This is a genomic window from Streptomyces sp. NPDC048111 (assembly GCF_043202815.1).
In the GTDB taxonomy this organism is placed as follows: Bacteria; Actinomycetota; Actinomycetes; order Streptomycetales; family Streptomycetaceae; genus Streptomyces.
Map to the genome: position 1 here is coordinate 688,765 of NZ_JBIDBD010000001.1, position 24,857 is coordinate 713,621.

A 24,857-nucleotide genomic window follows, 5' to 3' on the forward strand; every position below is an offset into this window, starting at 1 on the left:
GTCAGGCGCTCCTACGGCGCAGTCCCGGGCCGAGGCAGCCCAGCACTCCCCCGGCGCAGCGCCGCCACCTCGCGGTACAGCTCCATCGCTTCGGGCCCCCGGCCCAGCTGTTCCAGACAGTTCGCCTCGTCGTTGCGGCCGGCCAGGGTGTCCGGATGGCCGGCGCCCAGCACCCGTGCGCGGCACTCGGCCACGCGGCGGTAGACGTCGAGCGCCTCGGACCAGCGGCCCAGCCGGCCGAGACCCACCGCGACCTCACGGGCGCTGACCAGGGTGTCGGGGTGCTCGCGGCCCAGCACCCGCTCGCGCAGCGCGCACACGTCACGGGCCTCGCGCAGGGCCTCCTCCCAGCGGTCGAGGCGGCCGAGGTTGACGCCGAGGCCGTGCCGGGCGCGCAGGGTCTCCTCGTCGTCGGGCCCGTCGACCCGGGTCCGGTCCGCGACCAGCTCGCCGTACAGCTCCAGGGCCTCCCGGCTGCGGCCCAGGCGCCCGAGGCTGACGCCGATCTCGTAGCGGGCCGCGAGGGTGTCCAGATGGTCGGGGCCGAGCGCCGCCGCCCGGCCCCGGGCGACCTCGCGGTAGGTGGCGAGCGCCTCGATCCAGCGTCCCAACAGGCCCAGGGCGTAGGCGACTTCGTACCGGGTGGCCAGGGTGTCGGGGTGTCCCGCGCCGAGCACCCGGGTGCGCGCGGCGGCCACCTCCTGGGCCATGGCGCACGACTCCTCCAGGCGGCCGAGCCGGCTCAGGTTGAAGGCGAGGTTGTGCCGGCAGCGCAGGGTGTCGGGGTCGTCGGGGCCCTGGGTGCGCTCGCGGGCGGCGAGCACCGCGACGTACACCTGGTGCGCCTCGAAGTGACGGCCGAGCCGGCCGAGGACGTACGCCGTCTCCTGGCGTGCGTCGAGGGTCTCGGGGTGGTCGGGGCCGAGCGCACGGCCGCGGCCGTCGGCCACCTTGCCGAACGCGCGCAGCGCGTCGGCGGTGCGGCCGGTCCTGCTGAGGGTGAAGGCCAGCTCGTAGCGGCTGGCGAGGGTGTCGGGGTGGTCGGGGCCCAGGACGTGGGCGCGTTCGGCGGCGACCGCCCGGTGCACCTCACCGGCCTCCGCCCACCGGCCGAGCCGGCCGAGACTGAGGCCCGCCCTGTGGCGGGCGACAAGGGCCGCGACGGCTTCGGGCGACGGCGTCGGCCGGCCCGTCTCCCCGCCGACGGCGCCGTCGTGGCGGCCGTACGCGGGCGGGGCGGTCCACTCGCCGGTGAGGCCCGCGGTGGGGTCGGGGGCGGTGGCCGGGTCGGGGGCGCGGGTCGCCTTGTGACCCGTGGTCATCCCCTTGGTCCAGGACGGCAGCCGGGGAGCGGGCCGCGACGGCTGCGCCGGGACCGCGGACGGCAGGCCCGCGGCCCTGCCCTCGGCGAGGCGGCGCCCCAGCTCACCCGCGTCGCCGGGGCGCAGCTCGGGCTCCTTGGCCAGGAGGGCCAGCACGGCGTCGTCGAGGTAGCCGGGCAGTTCGGGGCGGTGTTCGCGCAGCGGGCGGGGCTCGGTGTCGCGGTGCCCGACGAGCACCGCCCAGGCGTCCTCCTGGTCGAACGGCGGGGCCCCGGTGCACAGCTCGTACAGCACACAGCCGAGCGAGTACAGATCGCTGCGGTGGTCCACATCGGTGCCGCCGATCTGCTCCGGCGACATGTAGTGCGGGGTGCCCATGGCGATGCCGGTGCCGGTGAGACGGCTGGTGAAGCCGATGTCGGCGCCGAGCCGGGCGATGCCGAAGTCGCAGATCTTCACGGTGCCGTCGTCGAGCCGCATGATGTTGGCGGGCTTCAAGTCCCGGTGCACGATGCCCTGTTGATGGGTGTACGCGAGTGCGGCGGCGACCTGTTCGGCGATGTCCACGATCTCGGGCACGGCCAGCGGGTGCCGCTCGCCGTCGTCCAGGAGCTGGCTGAGGTCGCGGCCTTCGAGCAGCTCCATCACGAGGTAGAGCCCGCCCTCGTACTCCCCGAAGTCGTGGACGACGGTGACGCCCCGGTGCTGGAGCGCGGCGGCCACCCGCGCCTCGCGCCGGAACCGCTCCCTGAGCACCCGGGTGAACGACTCCTCACTGCCCGGGGCGAGCGGCTTGAGCACCTTGACCGCGACCCGCCGCTCCAGCGACTCGTCACGGGCCCGCCACACCTCGCCCATGCCACCGCGCCCGATCACGTCGAGCAGCCGGAAGCGGCCGTGGATCAGCCTGGTGTCCGCCATCTGGTGCCGTCGCCCCCGTCACTGCCGTGAGCCCTACCCCGGCCCGTCCAGTATGGCTGCCCCGGCGCGGAGTGTGTACGGGGCGGGCGGGGGCGGCTCAGCGCCGGACGCGGGGCATGCCCAGGCCGATCCACGCGATGATCTCGCGCTGGATCTCGTTGTTGCCGCCGCCGAAGGTGAAGATCACGGCGGACCGGTAGCCGCGTTCGAGTTCGCCGTGCAGGACCGTGCCTGCGGAGCCCTCCTTCAAGGGGCCGGCGGCGGCCACGACTTCCATCAGCGCGGCGTAGGCGTCCCGGCGCGCCTCGGATCCGTACACCTTGACGGCGGAGGCGTCCTGGGGGGTGAGCGTGCCTTCCTGGACGGCGTTGACCATCTGCCAGTTGAGGAGCTTCATCGCGTCCAGGCGGGTGTGGGTGCGGGCCAGGTTCTTGCGGACCCAGCCGAGGTCGAGGACGCGGCGGCCGTCGGCGAGCCTGGTGTCCGCGGCCCAGCGCCGCACGTCGTGCAGGGCGCGGATCGCCATGGTGCCGTGGGCGGCCAGGGTGACGCGCTCGTGGTTGAGCTGGTTGGTGATCAGCCGCCAGCCCTTGTTCTCCTCACCCACCCGGCGGTCGACCGGGACCCGGACGTCCTCGTAGTAGCTGGCCGTGGTGTCGTGCGAGGCGAGCGTGTTGATGAGGGTGCAGCTGTAGCCGGGGTCGGAGGTCGGCACGAGGAGCATGGTGATGCCCTTGTGGGCGGGGGCGTCCAGGTCGGTGCGGACGGCGAGCCACACCCAGTCCGCGGTGTCGCCGTTGGTGGTCCAGATCTTCTGCCCGTTCACCACGTACGTCTCGCCCTCGCGCACCGCGCGCGTCTTCAGGGCCGCGAGGTCGGTCCCGGCGTTGGGCTCGCTGTAGCCGATGGCGAAGTCGATCTCGCCGGAGAGGATCCCCGGCAGGAAGTGGGCCTTCTGTTCGTCGGTGCCGAACTGCATGATCGTCGGGCCGACCGTGTTCAGCGCCATCAGCGGCAGCGGGACGCCGGCCTGGGCGGCCTCGTCGAAGAAGATGAACTGCTCCATGGGGCTCAGACCGCGCCCGCCGTACTCCTCGGGCCAGCCGACGCCCAGCCAGCCGTCCCCGCCGAGCCGCCGCACGGTCTCGCGGTAGAACCGCTTCTGGGCGGCCGGGTCGGCGTACCGGGCGTAGACGTTGTCCGGCACCAGCTCGGCGAAGTAGGTCCGCAGCTCGGTGCGCAACTGCTGCTGCTCAGGCGTGTATGCGAGGTGCACGGCCCCTCCAGGACGGTCGCGGTACGGCGGCGCACACAGTAGAACGTGTTCCAAGAATCCGGAAGGGATCCGGACGCCGTCCGGAACCGCCGTCGGCGTGGGGCCGCGCCGTCGGCCGGGCACCCGATCGGCGCCGAGCGGTCGCCGACGCCGCCGCGCCCGGCGAGCATGGCCGAGGCGCGCCTGCGCGCACCGCACCGCGCACATCCCACACCGCACCGCACACCGCACACGATCCGCATCCCCGACCGGAGGCTCCCGTGACCACTGCCCGTGACCTGATGACCGCGGACGTCCGCTGCGTCCCGGCGTCCGAAACCCTCGACCGGGCCGCCCAGTTGATGCGCGACCACGGGGTCGGCGCGCTGCCGGTCAAGAGCAGCGACGGCGAGCTGTCCGGCATCGTGACCGACCGGGACATCGTCGTGAAGGTGCTGGCCGCGGGCAAGGACGCGGCGAAGGTGACGGCCGGCGAGCTCGCCGAGGGCGGCGTGCACACCGTGGACGCCGGCGCGGACGCCTCGCTCGCGGTCAAGGCGATGAGCGAGGCGCGGATCCGCCGCATCGTGGTCGTCGAGGACGGCACACCGGTCGGCATGATCGCGGAGGCGGACCTGGCACGAAAGCTCACGGCGGAGGCGTTCGCGTCGTACGCGGGGCGGGTGTACGCGGACTCCTGAGGGGTGCCCTCGGCGGGTGCCGGGCGGGGCCGAGCGCGTCCCGGCCCGCCGGGACCGGCCACGGACCCAGAGCCCCGCCGGGCCGACGCTCGACCGGGGCTGCACTCGACCACCTGGCCGGCGCTCCCCAGATGCCTCGCCGGGCCGGCCCCGCGCGCTGTGCCCGAGCCCCTCGGAGCGAACCCGCACCCGCAATCCGGATGCGTCCAGAAGGGGCGTGTGGGCCGGATGCGGTCGGGGTAGGCGGGGGCGACAATGGTGCATTACCGGACGAACGTAGGAGGCGCCACATGAACGACCGGTCCGATTCCAGCCCGCACGAGCCCGTGACCCCCGACGCCCTGCTGCACACGGGAGCCGGCGGCGAGGTCAGCGCCGAAGACCTGGTGCTCGCGTCCGGGCGGGACGTCACCCCGCAGAACCTCGCGTGGGCCGAGCGCAAGCTGGCCGCCGAGGGACCTGCGGCGCTGGACAAACTGCTTCCCTGAAAGCCCGGCCCGAGCCCCGGCCGACCACCCGACCTGCCGCCCGCCGTGGACGGCCCCCAGGACCCGCGACGCCGCCGGGGACTGCGGGACGTCCGCGGCGGGCGCATGGTGTGCGCCCGCCGCGGCCCGGAGGGCGTTTGGCCCTGCCGCGGTCCGATGAGGATCATGACGGCATGTCACCCCGGGAAGACCTCCACGAACTGCTTCGACGCGCCGGGCTCACGGTCCTCGCCGACGTACCGCCGGGCCACGTGCTCCCGCCCGAGGCCGGGTGGCGCGTCGCACGCGGAACCACGGCACCGGACGGCGCGCTGCGGGAGGTGCTGGACGCCGCGTGGTGGTCGCGCCTCGCCGATGCCGGGGGCGAGTTCCTGGTGGCCGTCCTCGGGCATCGGATCGGCGGCAACGACTCGTGGTGGACCCGCGTGCGCTCGGCCGGTGGTGCGCCGGGGTTGAGCGGCGGCCCCGGCTTTCTGGCGCTGTCCCTCGACGGGGAGGTGCTCGTGGCCGAAGTGCCCGGTCCGGAGGGGCCCCGGCTCACCGCCATCGACCGGCTGCGGGGCCGGCTGGAGGAGGCCGCCGAGGCAGCGGGTCGCGAGACGGCCGCGGAGCGCGACGCGGTATGGGCGTCGGCGCCGGGCCGCCCGGCGTGGCCCCTGCACTGGGCCGAGGGGCTCGGTTTCAATCCGGCTGCGCCGGACGCCCTCCTGATCCGGCTGTTGGACGTGGCGGAGGGCTTCCTGCACGGCTGCGGCCGTCCCGCCGTCCTGGACGCCGCCGTGACGCATCCCGAGGCGCGGGTGCGTGCCGCGACCGTCGACACCTTCCGGCCGAGGCTCACGCCCGCCCAGTGGGTACGTCTGATCCGCGCGGAACCGTCACCGGTCCGGCGTGCGCTCTGGGCCGAGCACGCCTGCGCCCGGGGCGTCGAGCTGCCCGAGGACGTGTACGACGACCTCGTCACCGGGCCGTGCCGCGCCGAGGCCGCCGTGTTGCCGGGGCTCCCCGCGCGCCACCTGCCCGGCCTCACCCACGACACCGACCCCGTGGTGCGGGCCGCCGCCTGCGCCCGATGGGACGAGCTCGCCGCGCCGCTGCGGGAACGCCTTCTGGCCGACCACGACGGTGCGGTACGCACCGAGGCGCTGCTCGCACACCACAGGGGCGTACCCATGCCCCGCGCCGCCTTCGGCGCACTGCACGCACCCCGACGAGCGCTTCAACAGTGCTGCCTGGCGGTCGAGTTGGAGGAGGAGCTGATCCGGGAGGGAGACGACGGGGCACGCCTGGCGCTGGCCGCCAATCCACGGGTGAGCGCACGGGGCGTCGCCGTCCTCGCAGATGATCCGGACGGCGACGTCCGCTCGACCGTGGCACTGCGGGCCGACCTGACAGAGGACCAACGCGCCGCCGTGCGCCACGAGTTCGACCCGTCGCTGCTGTCGCGAGCGCTGCCCTGGGTCGTCGCCCTGCACGCTGACGCCGACGCCATGCGCCGCCTAGCCGGGTCGTCGCATCCGCTCGTCCGTCGCAGCGTGGCCCGCGCGCGGCGGCTGCCGCCGGACGTCGTGGAGCGGCTGGCGCGCGACGAGGACCGGACGGTCCGCCTGTTCCTCGCCGAGTCGTGCGACGACGCGCCGGCCGAGCTGCTGCTCGACGTCTGGCGCTGGTGGGACGGCAGCCTGTCACACCCCGACCGCCCCCGCGGCCACCCCAACTTCCCGCGCGCGGGGTTGCTGCGCCACATCGACGATCCCGATGGCCGGATGCGCCGGCTGGCTCTGGACGACCCCGAGTCCACGCCCGCCGACGTCGCACGTCTCGCCCGCGATCCGGCGGCAGAGGTGCGCCGCCGCGCGGCCGAAGACCCCCGGCTGTCGCCGGCCGACGCCGTGCGGCTCGTGAACGACCCGGCGTCCGAGGTCCGCGGGGCGGCCGTACGCAGTCCGCGGCTGCCGGCCCGCGTCCTCTGTGGGCTGCTGCACGATCGCGACACGGCGGCGTCGGCGGTCACCAGTCCGGCGATCCCGGTGCCCGTCCTGTACCGCCTCCTCGCCGAGGCCGCGGCGGCCGTGCCGGCCCGGGGCTGAGCAGGCCCATCGACCGTACGGCGCGGGCGCGGCGCCCCGCCCGGCCGGAAGCCGGTGGGCGGTCCGTCTGGAGGCCCCGCGCTTCAGGCGGTCAGGCGGATCCGTCGCAGGAAGGCCGCGTTGTCCGGCGCCTGGCGCATTTTGACAAGCAGCGCGTCGAGGGCGCCGTAGGCGTCCTGGTGGTGAAGCGCCCTGCGCAGTCCGCGCGCACCGCTCAACTCGGCCTGGTCCAGGATGAGTTCCTCTCGGCGGGTGCCGGAGGGGGTGATGTCGACGGCCGGGAACAGGCGCCGGTCGGCGAGGGTGCGGGCCAGGCGCAGTTCCATGTTGCCGGTGCTCTTGAGCTCCTCGAAGAAGTAGTCGTCGGCGCGCGAGCCGGTGTCCACCAGGGCGGTCGCCAGGATCGTGAGCGAGCCGCCCTCCTCGGTGAGGCGCGCGGCACCGAACAGCCGTTTGGGGCCGAGCAGCGCGGCCGCGTCGACCCCGCCGCTGAGGGTGCGCCCGCCGGGGCCCGCCGCGTTGTTGTGCGCGCGGCACAGCCGGGTGAGCGAGTCCAGGAGCACGACCACGTCACGGCCCTGCTCGACCAGGCGCTTGGCCCGCTCGACGGCGAGTTCCGCCAGGGCGATGTGTTCCTTCGGCGGCCGGTCGAACGTCGAGGCGAGCACCTCACCGTGGACCGAGCGGCGCATGTCGGTGACTTCCTCGGGCCGCTCGTCGATGAGGACCACCATCACGTGGCACTCGGGATGGTTCTCGGTGACGGCCTGCGCCAACTCCTTGAGCAGGACGGTCTTTCCGGTCTTCGGCGGAGCGACGATCAGGCCGCGCTGCCCCTTGCCGACGGGAGCGACGAGGTCGACGACACGGCCCGCCAGACGGTCCGGCCGGGTTTCGAGGCGCAGCCGTTCGCGCGGGTGCAGCGGGGTGAGGTCGGCGAAGTGCGGCCGCCCGCGGAGAGCTTCGGCCGGGCGGCCGTTGACCCGCACGACCCGTTCGGGCACGGGGCCCTCGTATTCGACGAAGTCTCCCTTGCGCAGGCCTAGTTGACGGATGAGGGAGGCGGGGAACTTCATGTCCCCCGGGGCCGGGGCGTACCCGGCGGTTCGCAGTCTGCCCTGCCCGCCCGTGAGATCGAGGACTCCGGCGAGCGGGGCCTGAGCGGTGCGGTCGCGGTGGGACGAGTTGGTCGGGCTGGTCGGGTTGGCTGGGTGGGCCGCGGGGTCTGAGGTCGTGGGGTCCGGGGGCGTGGGGTCTGGGGCCGTGGTGGGGTCGGTGGTCGTGGGGTGTTCGAGGGTGCTGAGCACAGGAGGGTCCCTTCGCGCGTCGGAGCGCAGGAGAAGTCCGGGCCGTACAGCACTGGTTGAGGATCCGAACCGATCCGGAGGGGGCCGCGGCGAGCGACGTCCGGATGAGATCTGGACGTGTTCGCGGGGATCCGGGTGGGCCGTGCCGTGGCCGGGAGGGGAAACGGTGGGCGCCGCGCTGGAGGCGGCACCGGGAGGAAACCAGCACGGACGCCGCGAGAAGGGGCGTACACACGTGCTGTTCGCAGAGTAGCACCCCGCACCGGGCACCTGGCTACCCCCAGCCCCCGGACCGTACGACCCATGCCCACGCCTTGCGCGTACGCCTACGTCGCCGGACGGTGCTTTCCCCGCCCCGCCCCGGCCCGCAGCGCCGGGGCCCGGCCGACGCGGCCCGGCGCCAGGCGGCAGCCCGACCCGCGGCGGGGCCCGGCGGGCCCGGGCAGGAGGCCCCCCTACTCCCCGCCCCGCTCCTCGAAGACCTCCCGCGCCGCCGAGATGCCGTTCAGCGCGGCGGGGAACCCCGCGTAGCCCGCCATCTGCGTGATGACCTCGATGACCTCCTGGCGGCTGCCGCCCACGTTCAGCAGGCCGTGGATGTGGACGCGCAGCTGCGGGGCCGCGTTGCCGAGGGCCGTGCACATGGCGACCGTGGCGATTTCGCGGGACTTCAGGTCGAGGCCGGGGCGGGCGTAGATGTCACCGAAGGCGAACTCGACGATGTAGCGGGCGAGATCGGGCGCGATGTCCTGCATCGACGCGACGACCTGGTCGCCGGCATGGCCGTCCACCTCGGCCAGCTTGGCGAGGCCCCGCTCGTAGCGGTCGCCCGGCAGCGGCTCGCTGTCGGCCGCGGGCGCCGCGGCGTCCGGGCGCGCCTCGAAGACCTCGCGGGCGGCGCCGATGCCGTTGAGGGCGGCCGGGAAGCCCGCGTACACCGCGGTGTGGATGAGGATCTCGACGATCTCGGCGGGCGTGACCCCCACATTGAGCGCGCCGTCGATGTGGAAGCGCAGCTGCGGCGCCGCGTTGCCCATCGCGGCCAGCGCGCCGACCGTGGCGATCTGCCGCTGGCGCAGGGTGAGTCCGGGGCGGGACAGGACGTCCCCGTAGCCGAAGGCGACCGTCATGCGGCCGAGGTCGGGCGCGATGTCGGCCAGGCTGTCGAGGACCGCGGGCCGCTCCTGGCCGCCCACGGTGCGCAGCAGGGCGAGCCCGCGCTCGAAGCGTTCGTCGGTGGTCTCGGCTCCGGAGGAGACGGCGGCGGCGTTGTAGGCGTTCTCTGCGCTGTTCATGTCCACGACGCTACGAGTTGGAGCGTGCTCTAGCGCAATGCGCCGTGCGCACGCGGCGCGTGTCCGCAGGGTCGCGGGCTTCAGCTCGCGGGCTTCAGGTCGCGGGCCGCGCCCGGCTCGCCGCGGCTCCGGCGGCGAGGGCGGCCGACGCGGTGCGGGCCCGCTGGGCGATCTCGTCCTGGGGCCGGGCGGGGCTGTACACGACGAGGGCCCGCTCCGCCTTGTCGAGGGCCAGGGAGTCGGGTGCGGTGGCCGTCTCGCCGTCGTAGGCAAGGGAGTTGACGTTGTCGAGCCCGGTGAGCCGGATCGAGCGGACGCGTTCGCCCCGGTAGACGTGCGAGCGGCGCAGTGCGCCGGCCAGCGCGGAGACGACGAGCCGGGTGCGGGCGAACCGCGGTTCGGCGTCGACGGTACGGATGTCGAGGAGCCCTTCGTCGAGGCGGGGCCGGTGCGAAGGCGTCAGGCCCTCCGGATGGTAGTGGCCGTTTCCCGCGAACAGCAGCCACAGGGAACGCTGTTGACCGTCCACCTCAAGGCGCAGCGGGGCCGCGGTGCGCAGCACCCGGACCAGGGCGACGGCGGCGGCGGGCCATTTGCCGAGCCGGTCCTGCATCCCTTCGCGCATCCGCACCAGGTCCGGGTAGAGGCCGATGCTGAAGGTGTTGACGAACGCGGTCACGTCCCGCCCGGAGCCGTCGCGCACCCGCGCGAGGTCGACCCGGATCGCCTCGCCGTGCTCGACGGCGTACGCGGTGTCCTCGAAGGCGGCCACGCCCGCGTCCAGGGCGAAGTGGTTGAAGGTGCCGCCGGGGAACACCGCGAGGGCGAGCCCGGCGCGGGCGGCGCGCTCACCGGCCGCGTTCACGGTGCCGTCGCCGCCGCACACGCCCAGCACCCGGTCGAGCTGTTCCGCGCGGGCCACGGCCTCGTCGAGGAGGTCGCCGAGGTCGTCGTCGGCTCCGAGCCCGACGATCTCGGCCTTGGGCAGCAGCAGCCGCAGATGGTCCTCGGCGGGCAGCCGGCCCGGAACGCCTTGGCCGGAGCCGCCGTTGACGACCACGACGAGCCCCTCGCCCTCGGGCAGGGCGGGCGCCTCGGCGCGGGTGTGCAGGGGATGGACGGGCTGCGGCCGGGGCGGCCACCAGTAGCAGGTGACGGCGGCCGCGGCCATGCCGAGCGCGCAGCCGGCCAGCACATCGCCGGGGTAGTGGACGCCGACGTAGACGCGGGAGAACGCCACGGCCGCGGCGAGCGGCGCGACCAGGGCACCGTAGCGGGTGGACTCCAGGGCCACCCCGGCGGCGAAGGCCGCGGCCGAGGCCGAGTGACCGGAGGGGAAGGACGTGGTCAGCGGCGCCTTGGCGAGGCGCCGCACCAGCGGAACGGTGTCGGCGACCGGCCGCGGGCGGCGGGTCGCGTACTTGGCGACGGTGTTGGTGGTGAGGGAGGCGAGCGCCAGCGCGCCGATGCCGCGCCGGGCCGCCCTGCGGGCGGTGGGCCCGCCCGCCACCGCGAGTACGCCCGCCGCGGCGAACCAGAGCCGGCCGTGGTTGGCCGCGTGGCTCAGCCGGGGCAGCACCTGGTCGGCGCCGGCGAGCCGCGCGGTGGCCACCCGCTCGAACCAGCGGCGGTCGATCGTGCCCAGTCGTGTCATCGGTGACATGTCCCCTGCCTAGCCCGGATGATGACGGGCCGCCCGCCGGGTCACCCGGACGGGCGGCTCCGGCGGACGGCCGCGACCAGCGTCGGCACATGGCTGTGGTCGACGTCCTTGGCGGCGGTGAGCAGGGTGATGGTGCCGTCCCCGGCGAGGCCGGCCAGACGCTCCAGGGCCTCGGCCTGTTCGGCGCCGGTCAGCTCGGCCTCGTACCGCTGCTGGAACTCGGCGAAGCGGGAGCGGTCCTCGTGGTACCAGCGGCGCAGTTCCGTCGAGGGCGTGAGCGCCTTGGGCCACTCGTCGACGGCCGCGCGCTCCTTCGACAGCCCCCTGGGCCAGAGCCGGTCGACCAGCACGCGTACGCCGTCGGCCTCCTCGGGCGGATCGTAGACGCGGCGGACCCGCGGTGTGCGCCTGCTCGGCATCGTGCCTCCCGATGTCCTGCCCGGATGTCGTACACGGTCCAACCCTGTCGAGCGCCGGTACGTTCCGCGACCGAGGCGCCTCAGACGCCGACCGTCTCCTCGATCTCCTCCTCGGCGTCCTCCTCCGCGATGTCCTGCGCCGTTTCCCGCGCGTGCCCGGCCGGGGGCACGGGAGCCGCCGGGGCGGGGGCGGGAGCGGTCCCTTCGGCGGCGGCGCGCCGGCGTTCGACCGCTCCGGCGACCGCGAGCACCACGGCGCCGAGCAGCAGCCAGACCGCGAGGACCCAGACGTTGCGGCCGAGTCCGCGGCCGTCGAAGTAGACCAGGTCGCGGATGCCCTCCACGAGGCCCGCGCCGTTCCAGAAGGCGTGCAGGCCGCCGAAGAAGCCGTCCTGCAGCTCGGGCCGGAAGAGGCCGCCGGAGCTGGTGAAGTTGAGCATCACGAACAGCACCATCACGGCGAGCGTGGTCCAGCGCTTGAGGAAGGTGTGGAGCCCGGCGCCGAGCAGGAGGATGCCCGCCGAGTACAGCCAGGACATCGCCCACACCCCCCACAGACCGTGGTCCACCAGGTGGAACAGGGGGCCGGCGAAGGCCGCGCCGATCAGCGAGACCACGAAGGACACCCCGGCCACGAGACCCGCCCGCGTACGCGTCGAAAGTCCTGCCCCGGCCGCGCCGAGCACGGCGACGGAGGCGTACGAGCCGATGCTGACGGCGATGAGCAGGAAGAAGATGCCGGACCCGGTGGGGTCGCCGGGGACCGGCGGAACGACGTCGGTGATCTTCAGCGGGAGGCCCTGGGCGGTGGCCGCCGGAGTGAAGACCTTCTCGACGGCGGTGGCGCTCATGTCGGAGCCGGCCGAGGCGACGACGACCTCGGGGGCCTTCGCGTCCAGGACGTAGGCGCCGGAGATCCGCCGGTGCTTGAGCTGGTCGACGGCGGTGGCGCGGTCGGTGACGGTGCGGACGTCGAGCTTGTCGCCCGCCTCGTCCTTCACGGTCTGCGCGAACACCTTCGCCTGCGGGCCGGATCCGACGACCGCGACCGGCAGGTGGTGCGGCTCGGGGGTGGCGAACGCGCCGAGGTAGGCGAGTCCCATGCCGAGGCACATCAGGAGCGGGGTGATCAGATGCGTGAGGACGTGGCGCAGCGCGGGGTTCGACGGCGCCGTACGCACGTCGCCCGGCGCGGTGACCCGTCCGGCCTTGTGGCCTCCGGACATGACAGGACCCTTCTGATCGGGCTCGCGGCGGACCGCTCGGCACGGACCGATCGGAAAAGGACCGGGCACGGACCGCGAACCCAATGGTTGGCTTTTACAACTTCTATCAGTTGTACTATACAAACATCTCCCCGAAGAAGCCACCTCGGTGGCGGGGCGCATCCGGCCGCGCTGAGATGGGCGCATGAAGTGCCAGGTGAACCGGTGGTGGGCCGAGCTGCCCCCGGCGGCGGGAGCCGCCGTGATGGCCACCGCGATCATCTCGATCGGGCTGCATCTGACCGGGTACGAGGTGCTGTCCCGGATCGGGCTCGTCCTCGCGGTCGCGCTGTGGCTACTGCTCGCCGGGGACTTCGCGGCGCGGTTCCTCGCCAACCGCACCCGGTGGTCGGGCGAGGCGGACACCCCGCCCGCGCTCACCGCCGTGGCCGCCACCACGGTGCTCGGCACCCGGCTCGCCGCGCTCGGCGCGACGGGGACGGCCGCGGCCCTGCTGGCGCTCGCCGCGGCGCTCTGGCCCGTCCTGATGATCGCGGTCGTGCGCCACTGGCAGCGCGCGATGCCCGGGGCGGCGTTCCTGGTGTGTGTCGCCACCCAGGGCCTGGGGGTGCTCGCCGCCACCCTGTCCCTGGCCGGCCGGGGCGACTGGCTCGCCCGCGCCGCCCTGGCCGCGCTCGTGCTCGGCCTGGTCCTCTACGGCGACGCGCTCGTACGGTTCGACCCGCGCGAGGTGCGGGACGGCGCGGGCGACCAGTGGATCGGCGGCGGCGCGCTCGCCATCTCCGCGCTGACCGCCTCGAAGCTGACCCTGTCCCCGCTGTGGACCGGCGCCGCGCACACGGCCCTGCGGACGCTGACCCTGGTCCTGCTCGGGCTCAATCTCGCCGCGTGCGCGGTGCTGCTCGCCGCCGAGGCGTACCGGCCCCGGCCCGGCTACGACATCCGGCGCTGGTCCACCGTGTTCCCCGTCGGCATGACGGCGGTCGCCGCGCTGTCGGCCTCGGCCGCCACCGGGGTCGCAGGACTGCACACGCTGGGCGAGGTCGTCCTGTGGATCGCGCTCGCGCTCTGGCTGCTCGTACTCGCCGGATTCCTCAGGGGGCGCCGTCAACCCCCTTGCCGGTCAAGTCAGTTGGGCCGCCGGACCGGGGCCGGATGAGTCCGCAAGCCCGTCGAGGACGCCGTCGCCGTCGGCGCACCCCGCCGGCACGGAGTGCGGCGCCGCCTCGCGGAGGTGCGGCCGAGCAACTCGCTCCCATACCACACCGGCCCGTGATCACCCGGGTGGCTCGCGTGCGGTGGTCGCCGCGGGCCCGGCGGACCGAGACTGGAGGCGGCTGCCCGATCGACCGAGCGGCGCAGGAGCCACCGGCCGCAACCCAGGAGGTAGCCGTGGTCGACAGCGAGGCGTGGGGGGACGAGGTCTATCAGCCCGACGGCTCCGAGGTGCAGGACGACGAAGGTCTGCTGGGCGCCGAGGACACCCTGGACGACGGCCCCGCCGATCCCCTCGACGTGGGGTACTCGCCCCCGGAACGGCCCTGGGCGGTGGAGCGCACCGGCGTGACCGCGGCCGAGCGCCTGCGCGGGGACAGTCTGGAGCGGCGCCTGGCCGACGAGCGCCCCGAGATCGCGGTGCCCGACGGCGACGGCATGGGCGACACCTGGGACACCGACGGCGAGCCGCGCGACAACGAGGTCGGCGGCGCCCGCGCGGGCAGGCTCGTCGCCCCCGACGAGGGCGCCCACCCCGACGACGAGACCCGGATGCTCGCCAGGGACGTCGGCATCGACGGCGCGGCGGCCTCGGCCGAGGAGGCCGCGGTGCACATCGTCGACGAGGACGACACCGAGTACCTCGACGGCTTCGAGGACCCCGCACGCCCCGCATCCGACGACACCCGCTGACCCCAGAGACCCGGGAGCCCCCATGCAGCGCGACAAGCAGCCCTCGTACCAGCCGGTCGTCTTCCGTGACCGGGCGGCAGGATTCGCCTTCCTCACCCGGTCGACCGCGACGAGCGAGGAGACGATCGACTGGGACGACGGCGCCACCTATCCCGTCATCGACGTGGAGATCTCCGCCGAGAGCCACCCGTTCTACACCGGCAAGGCCCGCACGGTGGACCCGGAAGGGCGGATCGCGCGCTTCGAGCGCCGCTACGAGGGCAAGGAGTGAGCGGACCGGCCGCGGGGTGCCGCCGCCCGGCCACCGGGTACGGGCGGGCCGCAAGGACCGGGGCGGGCCGACGGGCGCGAGCGGACCGAGAGGGGTGGGCGGACCGCGAGGGGCGGGCGGGCCGGCGCAGGCAGCCGGAAAAAGGGCTGCACCCCTCACGGAGGTCCTGCTAGCTTCAGCGGCATGAAGCGTGCGGCTGTGCAGTGGACGACGACGCCGGAGAGTGTCCCGGCGCGCTGACAGCTGAGTACGTCAAAGCCCCGGGGCCGAGTGCCCCGGGTCTTTTCCGTGCGGTCACTCGTCCCCGGCGAAGACCGCGAGGAGAACCCCGTGCACGACCACCGCCGACTCGGCCGTGAACTCGACCTGTTCGACACCGACCCGCTGATGGGAGCGGGACTGCCCTACTGGCTGCCGGACGGCGCGGCCGTGCGGCACGCCCTGGAGGAGTTCGTCCGCGAGACCGAACGCCGGGCGGGCTACCGGCACGTGTACTCGCCGGTGCTCGGCAAGCGCGAACTGTACGAGATCTCGGGGCACTGGTCGCACTACAGCGAGGACATGTTCCCACCGATGGACCTCGGCGCCGAACAGGTCGTCCTGCGTCCCAGCCTCTGCCCCCACCATGCCCTGATCTACCGCTCACGCGCCCACAGCTACCGCGAACTCCCCCTCAGAATGGCCGAGTTGGGCGGGATGTACCGCTCGGAGCTGTCCGGTGTGCTCGGTGGGCTGACCCGGGTGCGGGCGATCCAGCTCAATGACGCGCACGTCTTCTGCACCATGGACCAGGCAGCCGGTGAGGCGCGGGCCGCGCTGGACCTGATCGGCCGCGCCTACGCGACCCTCGGCATCCGGCCCGCCCGCTACCGGCTCTCCCTGCCCGGCGCGAACGGCAAGTACGTCGCGGGCGCCGACATGTGGCGCCGGGCGGCGGCCCTGCTGACCCAGGTGCTCGACGACAGCAAGGTGCCGTACGAGGCGGTCGAGGGGGAGGCCGCGTTCTACGGCCCGAAGATCGATGTGCAGATCGCCGACGCGGCGGGCCGGGAGGCGACCTTGTCCACCGTGCAGATCGACTTCCACCAGCCCGAGCGGTTCGACCTGCACTACATCGGCCCCGACGGCGCGAAACACCGCCCGGTGATGGTCCACCGCAGCATCATCGGCAGCATGGAGCGCGCCGTGGCGCACCTCATCGAACTGTACGGCGGAGCTTTCCCGGCCTGGCTTGCGCCGGTCCAGCTGGTGGTGGTGCCGGTCTCCGAGGCGGAGGCGGGGCCGGCGGCCGCACTCGTGGAGCGTGCTGTGGCCGCGGGGTTGCGTGCCGAGCTCGCCGGGCCGGAACAGGGCACCCTCGGCGCCCGCGTGCGGGCCGCGCGGCGCGTCCCGTACCAGGCGGTGATCGGGGCGCGGGAGGCCGCGTCCGGCGACGTCGCCCTCCGGCTGCGCGACGGACGGCGTCCCGCGACCCTTGGGACCGGCGCGCTCCTGGATCGCGTCGGCGCGCTGGTGGCCGGGCGGAGCCTCGAACTCTGGCCGGAGGAAGCGGAGTTGACCGAGTCTCACTGAGGGGGGTCCGCTTCCGGGGCGGGGGCGCCCGGGGGGGGTGCGGGCGCACGGGATGCCGGCGCAGGAGGTGCGGGCAAAGGTGGCGCGGGCACAGGGGGTGCGGGCAACGGGGGCGGGCGGGCAGGCGGGGGTGGCGGGGCCCGGGGGCCGTTTCGGTCATACGCCCGCCCTTGCGCCTCCTGGCCGAACGGATGCCACTCGCACCGGGGAACGCACCCCACGTCTCGGCAAACGCGTCATGGCGGACACGCCCGGGAACGAGACCGCCTGTCACCCTCGGCGGCGTCGATCCGTGCCGTCGTGAGGAATGCGCATGCGCCACCGCACCGTCGTGTCCACCGTCGTGTCCACCGTCGTCAGCGCGCTCTGCGGCGCGCTCGCCCTCGCCCTGCCCGCGCAGGCGGCGACGTCCGGGCCGTCCGGGCACACCATCGTGTTCGGGCACCGCGGGGCGTCGGCCTACGCGCCGGAGAACACCCTCAGCTCCGTACAGCGGGCCGCCGACCTCGGCACCGACTGGGTCGAGAACGACGTCCAGCGCACCCGGGACGGAGCGCTCGTCGTCATCCACGACACGACCCTGGCCCGCACCACGGACGTGAAGCGGCGCTATCCCCGGCGCTCCCCCTGGGCGGTCGGCTCGTTCACGCTGGCCGAGATCAAGAAGCTGGACGCGGGCAACTGGTTCGCGCCCCGCTTCCGCGGCGAGCGCGTCCCCACGCTCGGCGAGTACCTGGGCCGTCTGGACCGGACGGGCCAGGGCCTGCTCCTCGAACTGAAGCAGCCCGAGCTGTATCCGGGCATCGAGGGCCAGACCCTGGACGTCCTGGGCCGCGCCGGATGGCTCGACCGGCGCCATCTCACCCGGCGCCTGATCGTGCAGAGCTTCAACGCCGACGCGCTGCGCACCACGCACCGTCTGCACCCCGGGGTGCGCACCGGCTTCCTGGGCAGCCCGCCCGTCTCCCAGCTCACGCGGTACGCCGCCTTCAGCGACGCCGTCAATCCCCCGCAGGGTGCGGTGACGGCGGCGTACGTGGCCGCCGTTCACCGGCTCATGGGGCCGCACGGCCGGCGGATGCGCGTGGACGCGTGGACCGTCGACAGCGCGGCCGCCGCCCTGCGTCTGGTGAAGCTGCGGGTGGACGGCATCATCACCAACCGCCCCGACGTCATGGAACGCGCCGTACGGCCCAGCGCCGCCGAAGCGGCCTGACGCCACGTCAGTAACACCCGAGGGTCACGACGGAAGCAACCTGACATCACGCCAACACCCCCTGACCCAGGCCGTTCGCGTGATACTGGGGACCGCCCCACTCGCACTCCGCACGCCCCACCCCGGAGGTCATGGTGAACATGCTCATCAACGTGCCCGAGACCGTCGTGGCGGACGCGCTGCGCGGCATCGCCGCCGCGCACCCCTCCCTCACGGTCGACGTCGAGAACCGGGTGGTGGTACGGCGTGACGCACCCGTGGCCGGACAGGTGGGCCTGGTCTCGGGCGGCGGCTCGGGGCACGAGCCCCTGCACGCCGGGTTCGTGGGGCCGGGGATGCTGTCCGCGGCGTGCCCCGGCGAGGTGTTCACCTCACCGGTGCCGGACCAGATGGTGCGGGCGGCGGCGGCCGTGGACGGCGGCGCGGGAGTCCTGTTCGTCGTCAAGAACTACACCGGCGACGTGCTCAACTTCGACATGGCGGCCGAACTGGCCGAGGACGAGGGCGTGGCCGTCGCCAAGGTGCTGGTCGACGACGACGTGGCGGTCACCGACAGCCTCTACACGGCGGGGCGGCGGGGCACCGGAGCCACCCTCTTCGTCGAGAAGATCGCCGGGGCGGCCGCCGCGGAGGGTGCTCCGCTGGAGCGGGTGGAGGCCGTCGCGCGCCGGGTGAACGCGAGCACACGCAGCTTCGGGGTCGCCCTGACCGCCTGCACCACTCCCGCCAAGGGCAGCCCGACCTTCGAACTCCCGCCGGGCGAGCTGGAGTTGGGGGTGGGCATCCACGGCGAGCCGGGGCGTGAGCGGCGCGCCATGATGACCTCGCGGGAGATCGCGGACTACGCGGTACAGGTCGTCCTGGACGATCTGCGGCCCACCGGCCCCGTACTGCTCCTGGTGAACGGGATGGGGGCCACTCCCCTGCTCGAACTGTACGGATTCAACGCCGAGGTCCACCGGGTGCTGGCCGAGCGGGGCATCGCGGTGGCCCGTACGCTCGTGGGGAACTATGTGACCTCGCTGGACATGGCGGGCTGCTCGGTGACGCTCTGTCAGGCCGATGAGGAGCTGCTGCGGCTGTGGGACGCCCCGGTCAACACGCCCGCGCTGCGCTGGGGTTGCTGAACCGATGCATGAAGGACCGACGCCTCAAGGAGGGCCTGTGCTCGACGCCGCGTTCATGTGCCGCTGGATGTACGCGACCGCCGCCGCGGTGGACCGGGAGGCGGCCCGGCTGACCGAACTCGACTCGGCGATCGGCGACGCCGACCACGGCGCGAACCTGAAGCGCGGCTTCACCGCCGTCGCGGCGGCGCTCGACAAGGAGCCCCCACCGACACCGGGGGCCGTACTCGCCCTGGCGGGACGGCAGTTGATCTCCTCGGTCGGCGGCGCGTCCGGTCCGCTGTACGGAACCCTGCTGCGCCGCACGGGCAAGGAACTCGGCGACGCGGCAGAGGTGGACCGGGCGGGCCTGGCCGAGGCGCTCGGCGCGGGCGTCGCGGCCGTGGCACAGCTCGGCGGGGCCGCGGCCGGGGACAAGACGATGCTCGACGCGCTGCTCCCCGCCGTCGAGGCGCTGGGCCGGTCGTTCACCGAGGCGGCGGAAGCGGCCGAGGCGGGCGCACTGGCCACCGTCCCGCTACGGGCCCGCAAGGGCAGGGCCAGCTATCTCGGCGAACGCTCCGAGGGCCACCAGGACCCCGGGGCAACCTCGGCGGCGCTGCTGATCGCCGCACTGGGGGAGGTGGCCGCGTGAGCGGGTTCGGGGTGAGGTCGGTGGCCCTGCCCATTGGCGCGCTGAGCGGGGGCGCCGCGTGAGCGGGTCCGGGCCGTTGGTCGGGGTGGTGCTCGTCTCGCACAGCGCGGCGGTCGCCACGGCCGTCGCCGACCTGGCCCGCGGCCTGGCGGGGGGCGGCCCCTCGGCCCCCGTGGCTGCCGCGGGCGGCCTGCCCGACGGCGGCCTTGGCACCAGCGCGGAGCTGATCGTGGCAGCCGCCGCATCGGTGGACCGCGGGGCGGGCGTCGCGATCCTGGTGGACCTGGGAAGCGCGGTCCTGACGGTCAAGGCGCTGCTGGCGGAGGGGGACGAACTCCCCACCGGGACACGGCTGGTGGACGCGCCGTTCGTGGAGGGGGCTGTGGGGGCTGTGGTGAGTGCTTCGGCGGGGGTGGGGCTTGAGGGGGTTGTTGCGGCGGCGGAGGAGGCGAAGTCCTACCCCAAGAGGTAACCCCCTTGACCCCTGGGCGGGGCTTGCCCTCCGGGGTGCCGGGTGCCGCCCCCCGGCCCCCTGGCCTCTTCGGCCGGGCGCGACCAGAGCGCCCCCTTCTGCGCAGTTCCCCGCGCCCCCAACCCCCGGTTACGTGCGGACCGTGCCCGCTTCTCGCGCAGTTCCCCGCGCCCCTTGGCGGGGCTGGTGCTGGGCGGGTTGCGGGGTGCCCCGCCCTCCCGGGCCCCTTCGGTCACGTGCGGGCCGTGCTCGCTTCTCGCGCAGTTCCCCGCGCCCCTAGCGGCACTGCGCTGGCCCGCACCGGGCACCTCAGCCCGTCCGGCGATTGAGGACGAGCGCCGTTCAGGCGCGAAGGGGGGTTCGGGGGCGCAGCCCCTGAGCAGGGGTGCAGGGGGCGGAGCCCCCGCCAGGATTCGAGGGGCGGAGCCCCTCAGCGGGTCTGGGGCGCAGCCCCAGGGCCAGGCACCCTCCAACCCCCGTCACGGGCGGGCGGGTGGGCAAGCGCCCCCGGGGTTCGGGGCGGAGCCCCAGAGGCCCCCCGCACCCCCCGACCCCAGGCACGCCCAGTATCCCCCGAACCGAAGCGGATCCATCATGAAGGCATGAGCCCCTTCGAGGACCCCACCCCCCAACCCCCCCTCCCCCCACTCCCCGAAAACTGGACCCGCTGCCTCGCCATAGCCGCCCACCCCGACGACATCGAGTACGGCACCGCCTCCGCCGTGGCCCGCTGGACCGCGCAGGGCAAACAGATCGGCTACCTCCTGGCGACCCGCGGCGAGGCCGGCATCGACGGCCTGCACCCCGACCGCGCCGCCCCGCTGCGTGAGGCGGAGGAACGGGCCGGCGCGCGCGAGGTCGGCGTGAGCGACGTGGAGTTCCTCGGGTACCGGGACGGCGTCGTCGAGTACGGAACGGGCCTGCGCCGCGACCTCACCCGCGCCATCCGCCGCTTCCGGCCGGACGTCATCGTCTCGGGCGCGTACACGATCCGCATGATCGGCGGTCTGGTCAACCAGGCCGACCACCGCGCGGTGGGCCTCGCCGCGCTGGACGCGGCCCGGGACGCCGGGAACCGCTGGATCTTCCCGGAACTCGCCGACGAGGGCCTGGAGCCGTGGCCCGGCGTGCGCTTCGTCGCCTTCGCGGGCCCCGAGCGTCCCACCCACGGCGTGGACGTGACCGGCGAACCCCTGGAGCGCGGCATCGCCTCGCTCGCGGCACACGCCGAGTACACCAAGGGCCTGGGCGAGGAGGCGGGCAACTTCGCCCCGCGCCCCTTCCTGACGTGGATCGCACGGTCCTCGGGGCCCGCCCTCGGCGTGGAGGCGGCCGTGCTCTTCGACGTCCACCAGCTCGCCCCCGAGGGACCGCCACCCTGGATGTGAGCGCCGCCTCAGAGTTATGCAACTTGTTGCATAACCGGGGTTCGCTGGACTACAACGGGTGGTGACGACATCCCATCCGGAGGCGCCCCCATGACCGCGTACCCCCACCTGCTGAGCCCCCTCGACCTCGGGTTCACCACCCTGCCCAACCGGGTGCTGATGGGCTCGATGCACGTCGGGCTGGAAGAGGCGGAGAACGGTTTCGAGCGGATGGCCGCGTTCTACGCGGAGCGCGCCCGCGGCGGGGTCGGCCTCATCGTCACCGGCGGCATCGCCCCGAACGACGCGGGCCGCCCCTACCCGGGCGGCGCGCGCCTGACCACCGGCGCGGAGGCCGCCCAGCACCGCACCGTCACCGACGCGGTGCACCGCGAAGGCGGACGCATCGCGATGCAGATCCTGCACTTCGGCCGGTACGCCTACCACGAGGACCTGGTCGCGCCGAGCGCACTGCAGGCGCCGATCAGCCCGTTCGTGCCGAAGGCACTGAGCGACGACGAGGTCGAGGCGACCGTCGAGGACTTCGTACGGGCGGCCGGGCTGGCCCGGGACGCCGGCTACGACGGCGTCGAGATCATGGGCTCCGAGGGCTATCTGATCAACGAGTTCATCGCCGGTGCCACCAACCACCGCACCGACCGCTGGGGCGGCACGTACGAGAACCGGATGCGCTTCCCGGTGGAGATCGTGCGCCGCACCCGCGAGCGCCTCGGCCCGGACTTCATCATCATCTACCGGCTCTCCATGCTCGACCTGGTCCCCGGCGGTTCCACCCTCGACGAGGTCATCACGCTGGCCCGCGCGATCGAGGCGGCCGGGGCGACGCTCATCAACACCGGCATCGGCTGGCACGAGGCGCGGATCCCGACCATCGCGACCTCCGTCCCGCGCGGCGCCTACACCTGGGTGACCAAGAAGCTGATGGGCTCGGTGTCGGTCCCGCTCATCACCAGCAACCGCATCAACACCCCTGAGGTGGCCGAGCAGTTGCTCGCCGAGGGACGCGCGGACATGGTCTCGATGGCCCGCCCCTTCCTCGCCGACCCGGAGTTCGTCGCGAAGGCGGCCACCGGCCGCGCCGAGACCATCAACACCTGCATCGGCTGCAACCAGGCCTGTCTGGACCACACCTTCAGCGGGAAGATCACCTCCTGCCTGGTCAACCCGCGCGCCTGCCACGAGACGGAGCTCGTCCTCTCCCCCACCCGCCTCGCCAAGCGTCTGGCCGTGGTCGGCGCCGGCCCCGCCGGGCTCGCCTTCGCCGTCTCGGCGGCCGGCCGTGGGCATGCCGTCACCCTGTTCGACGCGGCCGACCGGATCGGCGGCCAGCTCAACATCGCCAAGCGGGTGCCCGGCAAGGAGGAGTTCGACGAGACGCTGCGCTACTACCGCACCCAGCTCGAACTGCTCGGCGTGGACGTGCGGTTGAACACCGAGGTGTCCGCGGCCGACCTGGCCGGCGGCCCGTACGACGAGATCGTGATCGCGACCGGCGTCACCCCGCGCACACCCGAGATCCCCGGTTCGGACCATCCGAGCGTGGTCAGCTACCTCGACGTACTGCGCGACGGCGCGCCGGTCGGTGAGCGCGTCGCGGTGATCGGCGCCGGGGGCATCGGCTTCGACGTCGCCGAGTTCCTCACCGACGGCGGCGACGCGGCGAGCCTGGACGCCGAGACGTACTTCCGTCAGTGGGGCGTCGACACCACGTACGGCGAGCGCGGCGGGCTGCGCGCGGCCGAGCGCCCCAAGCCGCCGCGCCAGGTGTACCTGCTCCAGCGCAAGACGACGAAGGTCGGCGCGGGGCTCGGCAAGACGACGGGCTGGATCCACCGCACCGAGCTCAAGCACCGCGGCGTGACCATGGTGCCCGGCGTGCGCTACGACCGGATCGACGACGCGGGCCTGCACATCACCGTCAACGGCGAGTCCAGTGTGCTGCCCGTCGACACGGTCGTGCTGTGCGCGGGCCAGGAGTCGCGGCGCGGCCTGTACGAGGAGCTGAGCGCGGCCGGCGCGGCGGTGCACCTGATCGGCGGCGCCGACGTGGCCGCCGAGCTCGACGCCAAGCGCGCCATCGACCAGGGCACCCGGCTCGCCGCGGCGCTCTGAGCCGGGGCGAACCTAGGATGCGGTCATGTCCCTCCCGCACGCGATCTTGACCGCACTGCTCGAAAAGCCCTCGTCGGGGCTGGAACTGACGCGCCGCTTCGACAAGTCGATCGGTTACTTCTGGTCGGCCACGCATCAGCAGATCTATCGCGAGCTGGGAAAACTGGAGCAGTCCGGGTTCATCCGGGCGCTGGAGTCCGCCGTACCGGCCCGCGGGCAGAAGAAGGAGTACGAGGTGCTGCCCGCGGGCCGCGCGGAGCTGGCCGACTGGGCCGCGGCCGGCCAGGACCCGAAGCCGATGCGGGACCCGCTGCTGCTGCGCATGCGGGCCGCCGCGGTGATCGGCACGGACGGTCTGCGCCCCGAGCTGGAGCGCCATCTCGCCCTGCACCGCGAGCAGTTGGCGACGTACCACGGGATCGAGGCCAAGGACTTCCCGCCGGACCGCGACACCGAGCAGGACCGGCTGCGCCATCTGGTGCTGCGCGGCGGCATCGAGCTGGAGACGTTCTGGATCGGCTGGCTGACCGAGGCGCTCGGCACCCTGGGCACCGAGCACCGCGAGCAGGATCCGACCACCGCCCCGGCCGACCAGCCCCGCCCGGACGCGGCCTACGCCCACGGCACCGACCCCGCCGATGGGCCCCGCTCCGACCGCCCCGGCGCACCATCCGACGCCCCGCGCGCGTAGTGCCCGACCACCACACCCGGCGCCCCGCGCGGTGAGCGCCCGACCCACCCGGCGCGGCGCCCCACCCCCGCCCGGCAGCGTTGTATTCTGCAACCGGCCCACAGGCCGAACCGCAAGACCCATACCGCACGCGGGCCGATCCGCGACCGATCCGTGGAGACGAAAGGGGGACACCGTGCTCAGCCGAGACCAGTCGGTCGTCACCATCCAGCGTGAGCTGACCGCGTTCGCCCGGCGGGCCCGGGCCGCCGCCGCCCGGATGCACCCGGAGCTCTCCCTCGTCTCGTTCACCCTGCTGTCCCACCTGGAGGACCGGCAGGGCTGCCGGGCGACCGACCTGGCCGCCTACTACATGCTCGACAAGTCGACGATCAGCCGGCAGATCGCCGCGCTGGAGAAGCTCGGCTTCATCGAGCGGATCAGCGACCCGGACGACCAGCGCATCCAGCTCCTCCAACTGACCCCGGCCGGTACCGCCAAGCTCGCGGAGGCCGCCGAACTGCGCCGCCAGGCCTTCCATGAACGGCTCGCCGACTGGGCGCCGGAGGACCTGGACCGATTCGCCGCGTATCTGCTGCGCTACAACAGCCAAGCGGAGGACCACGGCTGACGGGTCGTCACTCCACGTTCACCAAGGCCGCCTTGACAGCTCGCGCGCCGCCCGGGAAACAGCCCGGCCCGCACCCTACGGCCCCGGCGCCCGTCGACGCGGCACCGTCCGATGAGGCAAGGTCGGGGATGTGCCTTCACTTCCTCAACAGCCGCTCGTGTCCCAGCCG

At 74.0% G+C, this 24,857-nt stretch carries 21 protein-coding genes and 1 pseudogene; 15 read left to right on the forward strand and 7 right to left on the reverse strand.

Going from position 1 to position 24,857, the window contains the following annotated elements; all coding sequences use genetic code 11:
• Nucleotides 1–11 precede the first annotated feature (11 nt).
• Nucleotides 12–2,243, reverse strand: coding sequence for a tetratricopeptide repeat protein (locus ACGF3I_RS03120; protein ID WP_393128759.1), 2,232 nt, complete (start codon nt 2,241–2,243; stop codon nt 12–14).
• A gap of 97 nt (nt 2,244–2,340) precedes the next feature.
• On the reverse strand, nt 2,341–3,519 hold the full coding sequence (locus tag ACGF3I_RS03125; RefSeq protein ID WP_393128760.1) for an acyl-CoA dehydrogenase family protein: 1,179 nt from the start codon (nt 3,517–3,519) through the stop codon (nt 2,341–2,343).
• A 260-nt stretch (nt 3,520–3,779) separates the two neighbouring features.
• On the opposite strand from ACGF3I_RS03125, the gene ACGF3I_RS03130 reads away from it, so the two are divergent.
• The 3 genes from ACGF3I_RS03130 to ACGF3I_RS03140 all read left to right on the forward strand — a co-directional run bounded on the left by ACGF3I_RS03130 (nt 3,780) and on the right by ACGF3I_RS03140 (nt 6,777).
• Entirely contained in the window at nt 3,780–4,199 is a 420-nt protein-coding gene (locus tag ACGF3I_RS03130) for a CBS domain-containing protein (protein WP_393128761.1), read from the forward strand.
• A gap of 290 nt (nt 4,200–4,489) precedes the next feature.
• Nucleotides 4,490–4,687: a hypothetical protein gene (locus ACGF3I_RS03135; RefSeq protein WP_393128763.1), complete on the forward strand. Its 198-nt coding sequence runs from the start codon at nt 4,490–4,492 to the stop codon at nt 4,685–4,687.
• Between the two features lie 173 nt (nt 4,688–4,860).
• A complete protein-coding gene (locus ACGF3I_RS03140) occupies nt 4,861–6,777 on the forward strand; it encodes a hypothetical protein (protein WP_393128764.1) in 1,917 nt (638 codons plus the stop codon).
• A gap of 83 nt (nt 6,778–6,860) precedes the next feature.
• Here the strand turns inward: ACGF3I_RS03140 and rho are convergent, their stop codons facing one another.
• The 5 genes from rho to ACGF3I_RS03165 all read right to left on the reverse strand — a co-directional run bounded on the left by rho (nt 6,861) and on the right by ACGF3I_RS03165 (nt 12,687).
• Nucleotides 6,861–8,084 carry a transcription termination factor Rho gene (gene rho, locus ACGF3I_RS03145; RefSeq protein WP_393128765.1) on the reverse strand — a complete coding sequence of 408 codons (1,224 nt, stop codon included), beginning with the start codon at nt 8,082–8,084 and terminating at the stop codon, nt 6,861–6,863.
• A 455-nt stretch (nt 8,085–8,539) separates the two neighbouring features.
• Nucleotides 8,540–9,379, reverse strand: a complete 840-nt coding sequence (locus tag ACGF3I_RS03150) for a carboxymuconolactone decarboxylase family protein (RefSeq protein ID WP_393128767.1) — start codon at nt 9,377–9,379, stop codon at nt 8,540–8,542.
• A gap of 94 nt (nt 9,380–9,473) precedes the next feature.
• A complete protein-coding gene (locus tag ACGF3I_RS03155) occupies nt 9,474–11,033 on the reverse strand; it encodes a bifunctional phosphatase PAP2/diacylglycerol kinase family protein (RefSeq protein ID WP_393129109.1) in 1,560 nt (519 codons plus the stop codon).
• Nucleotides 11,034–11,083: 50 nt separating this feature from the next.
• Nucleotides 11,084–11,461 carry a DUF488 domain-containing protein gene (locus tag ACGF3I_RS03160; RefSeq protein ID WP_393128768.1) on the reverse strand — a complete coding sequence of 126 codons (378 nt, stop codon included), beginning with the start codon at nt 11,459–11,461 and terminating at the stop codon, nt 11,084–11,086.
• Between the two features lie 80 nt (nt 11,462–11,541).
• Nucleotides 11,542–12,687: a hypothetical protein gene (locus ACGF3I_RS03165; RefSeq protein ID WP_393128769.1), complete on the reverse strand. Its 1,146-nt coding sequence runs from the start codon at nt 12,685–12,687 to the stop codon at nt 11,542–11,544.
• A 184-nt stretch (nt 12,688–12,871) separates the two neighbouring features.
• Between ACGF3I_RS03165 and ACGF3I_RS03170 the strand changes: the two genes are divergently transcribed.
• The 12 genes and pseudogenes from ACGF3I_RS03170 to ACGF3I_RS03225 all read left to right on the forward strand — a co-directional run bounded on the left by ACGF3I_RS03170 (nt 12,872) and on the right by ACGF3I_RS03225 (nt 24,688).
• The gene (locus tag ACGF3I_RS03170; RefSeq protein WP_393128770.1) at nt 12,872–13,846 is read left to right on the forward strand and encodes a hypothetical protein; all 975 of its coding nucleotides are present in this window, start codon (nt 12,872–12,874) and stop codon (nt 13,844–13,846) included.
• Between the two features lie 233 nt (nt 13,847–14,079).
• Nucleotides 14,080–14,595: a DUF5709 domain-containing protein gene (locus ACGF3I_RS03175; RefSeq protein WP_393128771.1), complete on the forward strand. Its 516-nt coding sequence runs from the start codon at nt 14,080–14,082 to the stop codon at nt 14,593–14,595.
• A 22-nt stretch (nt 14,596–14,617) separates the two neighbouring features.
• On the forward strand, nt 14,618–14,866 hold the full coding sequence (locus tag ACGF3I_RS03180) for a type B 50S ribosomal protein L31 (protein WP_393128772.1): 249 nt from the start codon (nt 14,618–14,620) through the stop codon (nt 14,864–14,866).
• A gap of 270 nt (nt 14,867–15,136) precedes the next feature.
• Nucleotides 15,137–16,438 carry a threonine--tRNA ligase gene (gene thrS, locus ACGF3I_RS03185; RefSeq protein WP_393128773.1) on the forward strand — a complete coding sequence of 434 codons (1,302 nt, stop codon included), beginning with the start codon at nt 15,137–15,139 and terminating at the stop codon, nt 16,436–16,438.
• A gap of 313 nt (nt 16,439–16,751) precedes the next feature.
• On the forward strand, nt 16,752–17,654 hold the full coding sequence (locus ACGF3I_RS03190) for a glycerophosphodiester phosphodiesterase (RefSeq protein ID WP_393128774.1): 903 nt from the start codon (nt 16,752–16,754) through the stop codon (nt 17,652–17,654).
• A 140-nt stretch (nt 17,655–17,794) separates the two neighbouring features.
• Entirely contained in the window at nt 17,795–18,781 is a 987-nt protein-coding gene (gene dhaK, locus ACGF3I_RS03195; RefSeq protein WP_393129110.1) for a dihydroxyacetone kinase subunit DhaK, read from the forward strand.
• Nucleotides 18,782–18,818: 37 nt separating this feature from the next.
• Entirely contained in the window at nt 18,819–19,415 is a 597-nt protein-coding gene (gene dhaL, locus ACGF3I_RS03200; RefSeq protein ID WP_393128775.1) for a dihydroxyacetone kinase subunit DhaL, read from the forward strand.
• Nucleotides 19,416–19,473: 58 nt separating this feature from the next.
• Entirely contained in the window at nt 19,474–19,887 is a 414-nt protein-coding gene (locus ACGF3I_RS03205; protein WP_393128776.1) for a PTS-dependent dihydroxyacetone kinase phosphotransferase subunit DhaM, read from the forward strand.
• Between the two features lie 602 nt (nt 19,888–20,489).
• Nucleotides 20,490–21,275 carry a PIG-L deacetylase family protein gene (locus tag ACGF3I_RS03210; protein ID WP_393128777.1) on the forward strand — a complete coding sequence of 262 codons (786 nt, stop codon included), beginning with the start codon at nt 20,490–20,492 and terminating at the stop codon, nt 21,273–21,275.
• 90 nt (nt 21,276–21,365) lie between these two features.
• On the forward strand, nt 21,366–23,387 hold the full coding sequence (locus ACGF3I_RS03215) for an FAD-dependent oxidoreductase (RefSeq protein ID WP_393128778.1): 2,022 nt from the start codon (nt 21,366–21,368) through the stop codon (nt 23,385–23,387).
• A 25-nt stretch (nt 23,388–23,412) separates the two neighbouring features.
• Nucleotides 23,413–23,934 (forward strand): annotated as a pseudogene (locus ACGF3I_RS03220) (PadR family transcriptional regulator); the annotation flags it as partial.
• A 319-nt stretch (nt 23,935–24,253) separates the two neighbouring features.
• Nucleotides 24,254–24,688 (forward strand): MarR family winged helix-turn-helix transcriptional regulator, encoded by a 435-nt coding sequence (locus tag ACGF3I_RS03225; RefSeq protein ID WP_393128779.1) that lies wholly within the window; start codon nt 24,254–24,256, stop codon nt 24,686–24,688.
• Nucleotides 24,689–24,857 lie beyond the last annotated feature (169 nt).

What these genes read in the sequence shown, in the direction of transcription:
- ACGF3I_RS03160 (WP_393128768.1), bottom strand. Translation starts at nt 11,461, where the DNA reads ATGCCGAGCAGGCGCACACCGCGGGTCCGCCGCGTCTACGATCCGCCC.
- ACGF3I_RS03150 (WP_393128767.1), bottom strand. Translation starts at nt 9,379, where the DNA reads ATGAACAGCGCAGAGAACGCCTACAACGCCGCCGCCGTCTCCTCCGGA.
- ACGF3I_RS03165 (WP_393128769.1), bottom strand. Translation starts at nt 12,687, where the DNA reads ATGTCCGGAGGCCACAAGGCCGGACGGGTCACCGCGCCGGGCGACGTG.
- ACGF3I_RS03140 (WP_393128764.1), top strand. Translation starts at nt 4,861, where the DNA reads ATGTCACCCCGGGAAGACCTCCACGAACTGCTTCGACGCGCCGGGCTC.
- dhaK (WP_393129110.1), top strand. Translation starts at nt 17,795, where the DNA reads ATGCTCATCAACGTGCCCGAGACCGTCGTGGCGGACGCGCTGCGCGGC.
- ACGF3I_RS03215 (WP_393128778.1), top strand. Translation starts at nt 21,366, where the DNA reads ATGACCGCGTACCCCCACCTGCTGAGCCCCCTCGACCTCGGGTTCACC.
- ACGF3I_RS03155 (WP_393129109.1), bottom strand. Translation starts at nt 11,033, where the DNA reads ATGACACGACTGGGCACGATCGACCGCCGCTGGTTCGAGCGGGTGGCC.
- ACGF3I_RS03170 (WP_393128770.1), top strand. Translation starts at nt 12,872, where the DNA reads ATGAAGTGCCAGGTGAACCGGTGGTGGGCCGAGCTGCCCCCGGCGGCG.
- ACGF3I_RS03120 (WP_393128759.1), bottom strand. Translation starts at nt 2,243, where the DNA reads ATGGCGGACACCAGGCTGATCCACGGCCGCTTCCGGCTGCTCGACGTG.
- ACGF3I_RS03135 (WP_393128763.1), top strand. Translation starts at nt 4,490, where the DNA reads ATGAACGACCGGTCCGATTCCAGCCCGCACGAGCCCGTGACCCCCGAC.
- ACGF3I_RS03190 (WP_393128774.1), top strand. Translation starts at nt 16,752, where the DNA reads ATGCGCCACCGCACCGTCGTGTCCACCGTCGTGTCCACCGTCGTCAGC.
- ACGF3I_RS03180 (WP_393128772.1), top strand. Translation starts at nt 14,618, where the DNA reads ATGCAGCGCGACAAGCAGCCCTCGTACCAGCCGGTCGTCTTCCGTGAC.
- ACGF3I_RS03210 (WP_393128777.1), top strand. Translation starts at nt 20,490, where the DNA reads ATGAGCCCCTTCGAGGACCCCACCCCCCAACCCCCCCTCCCCCCACTC.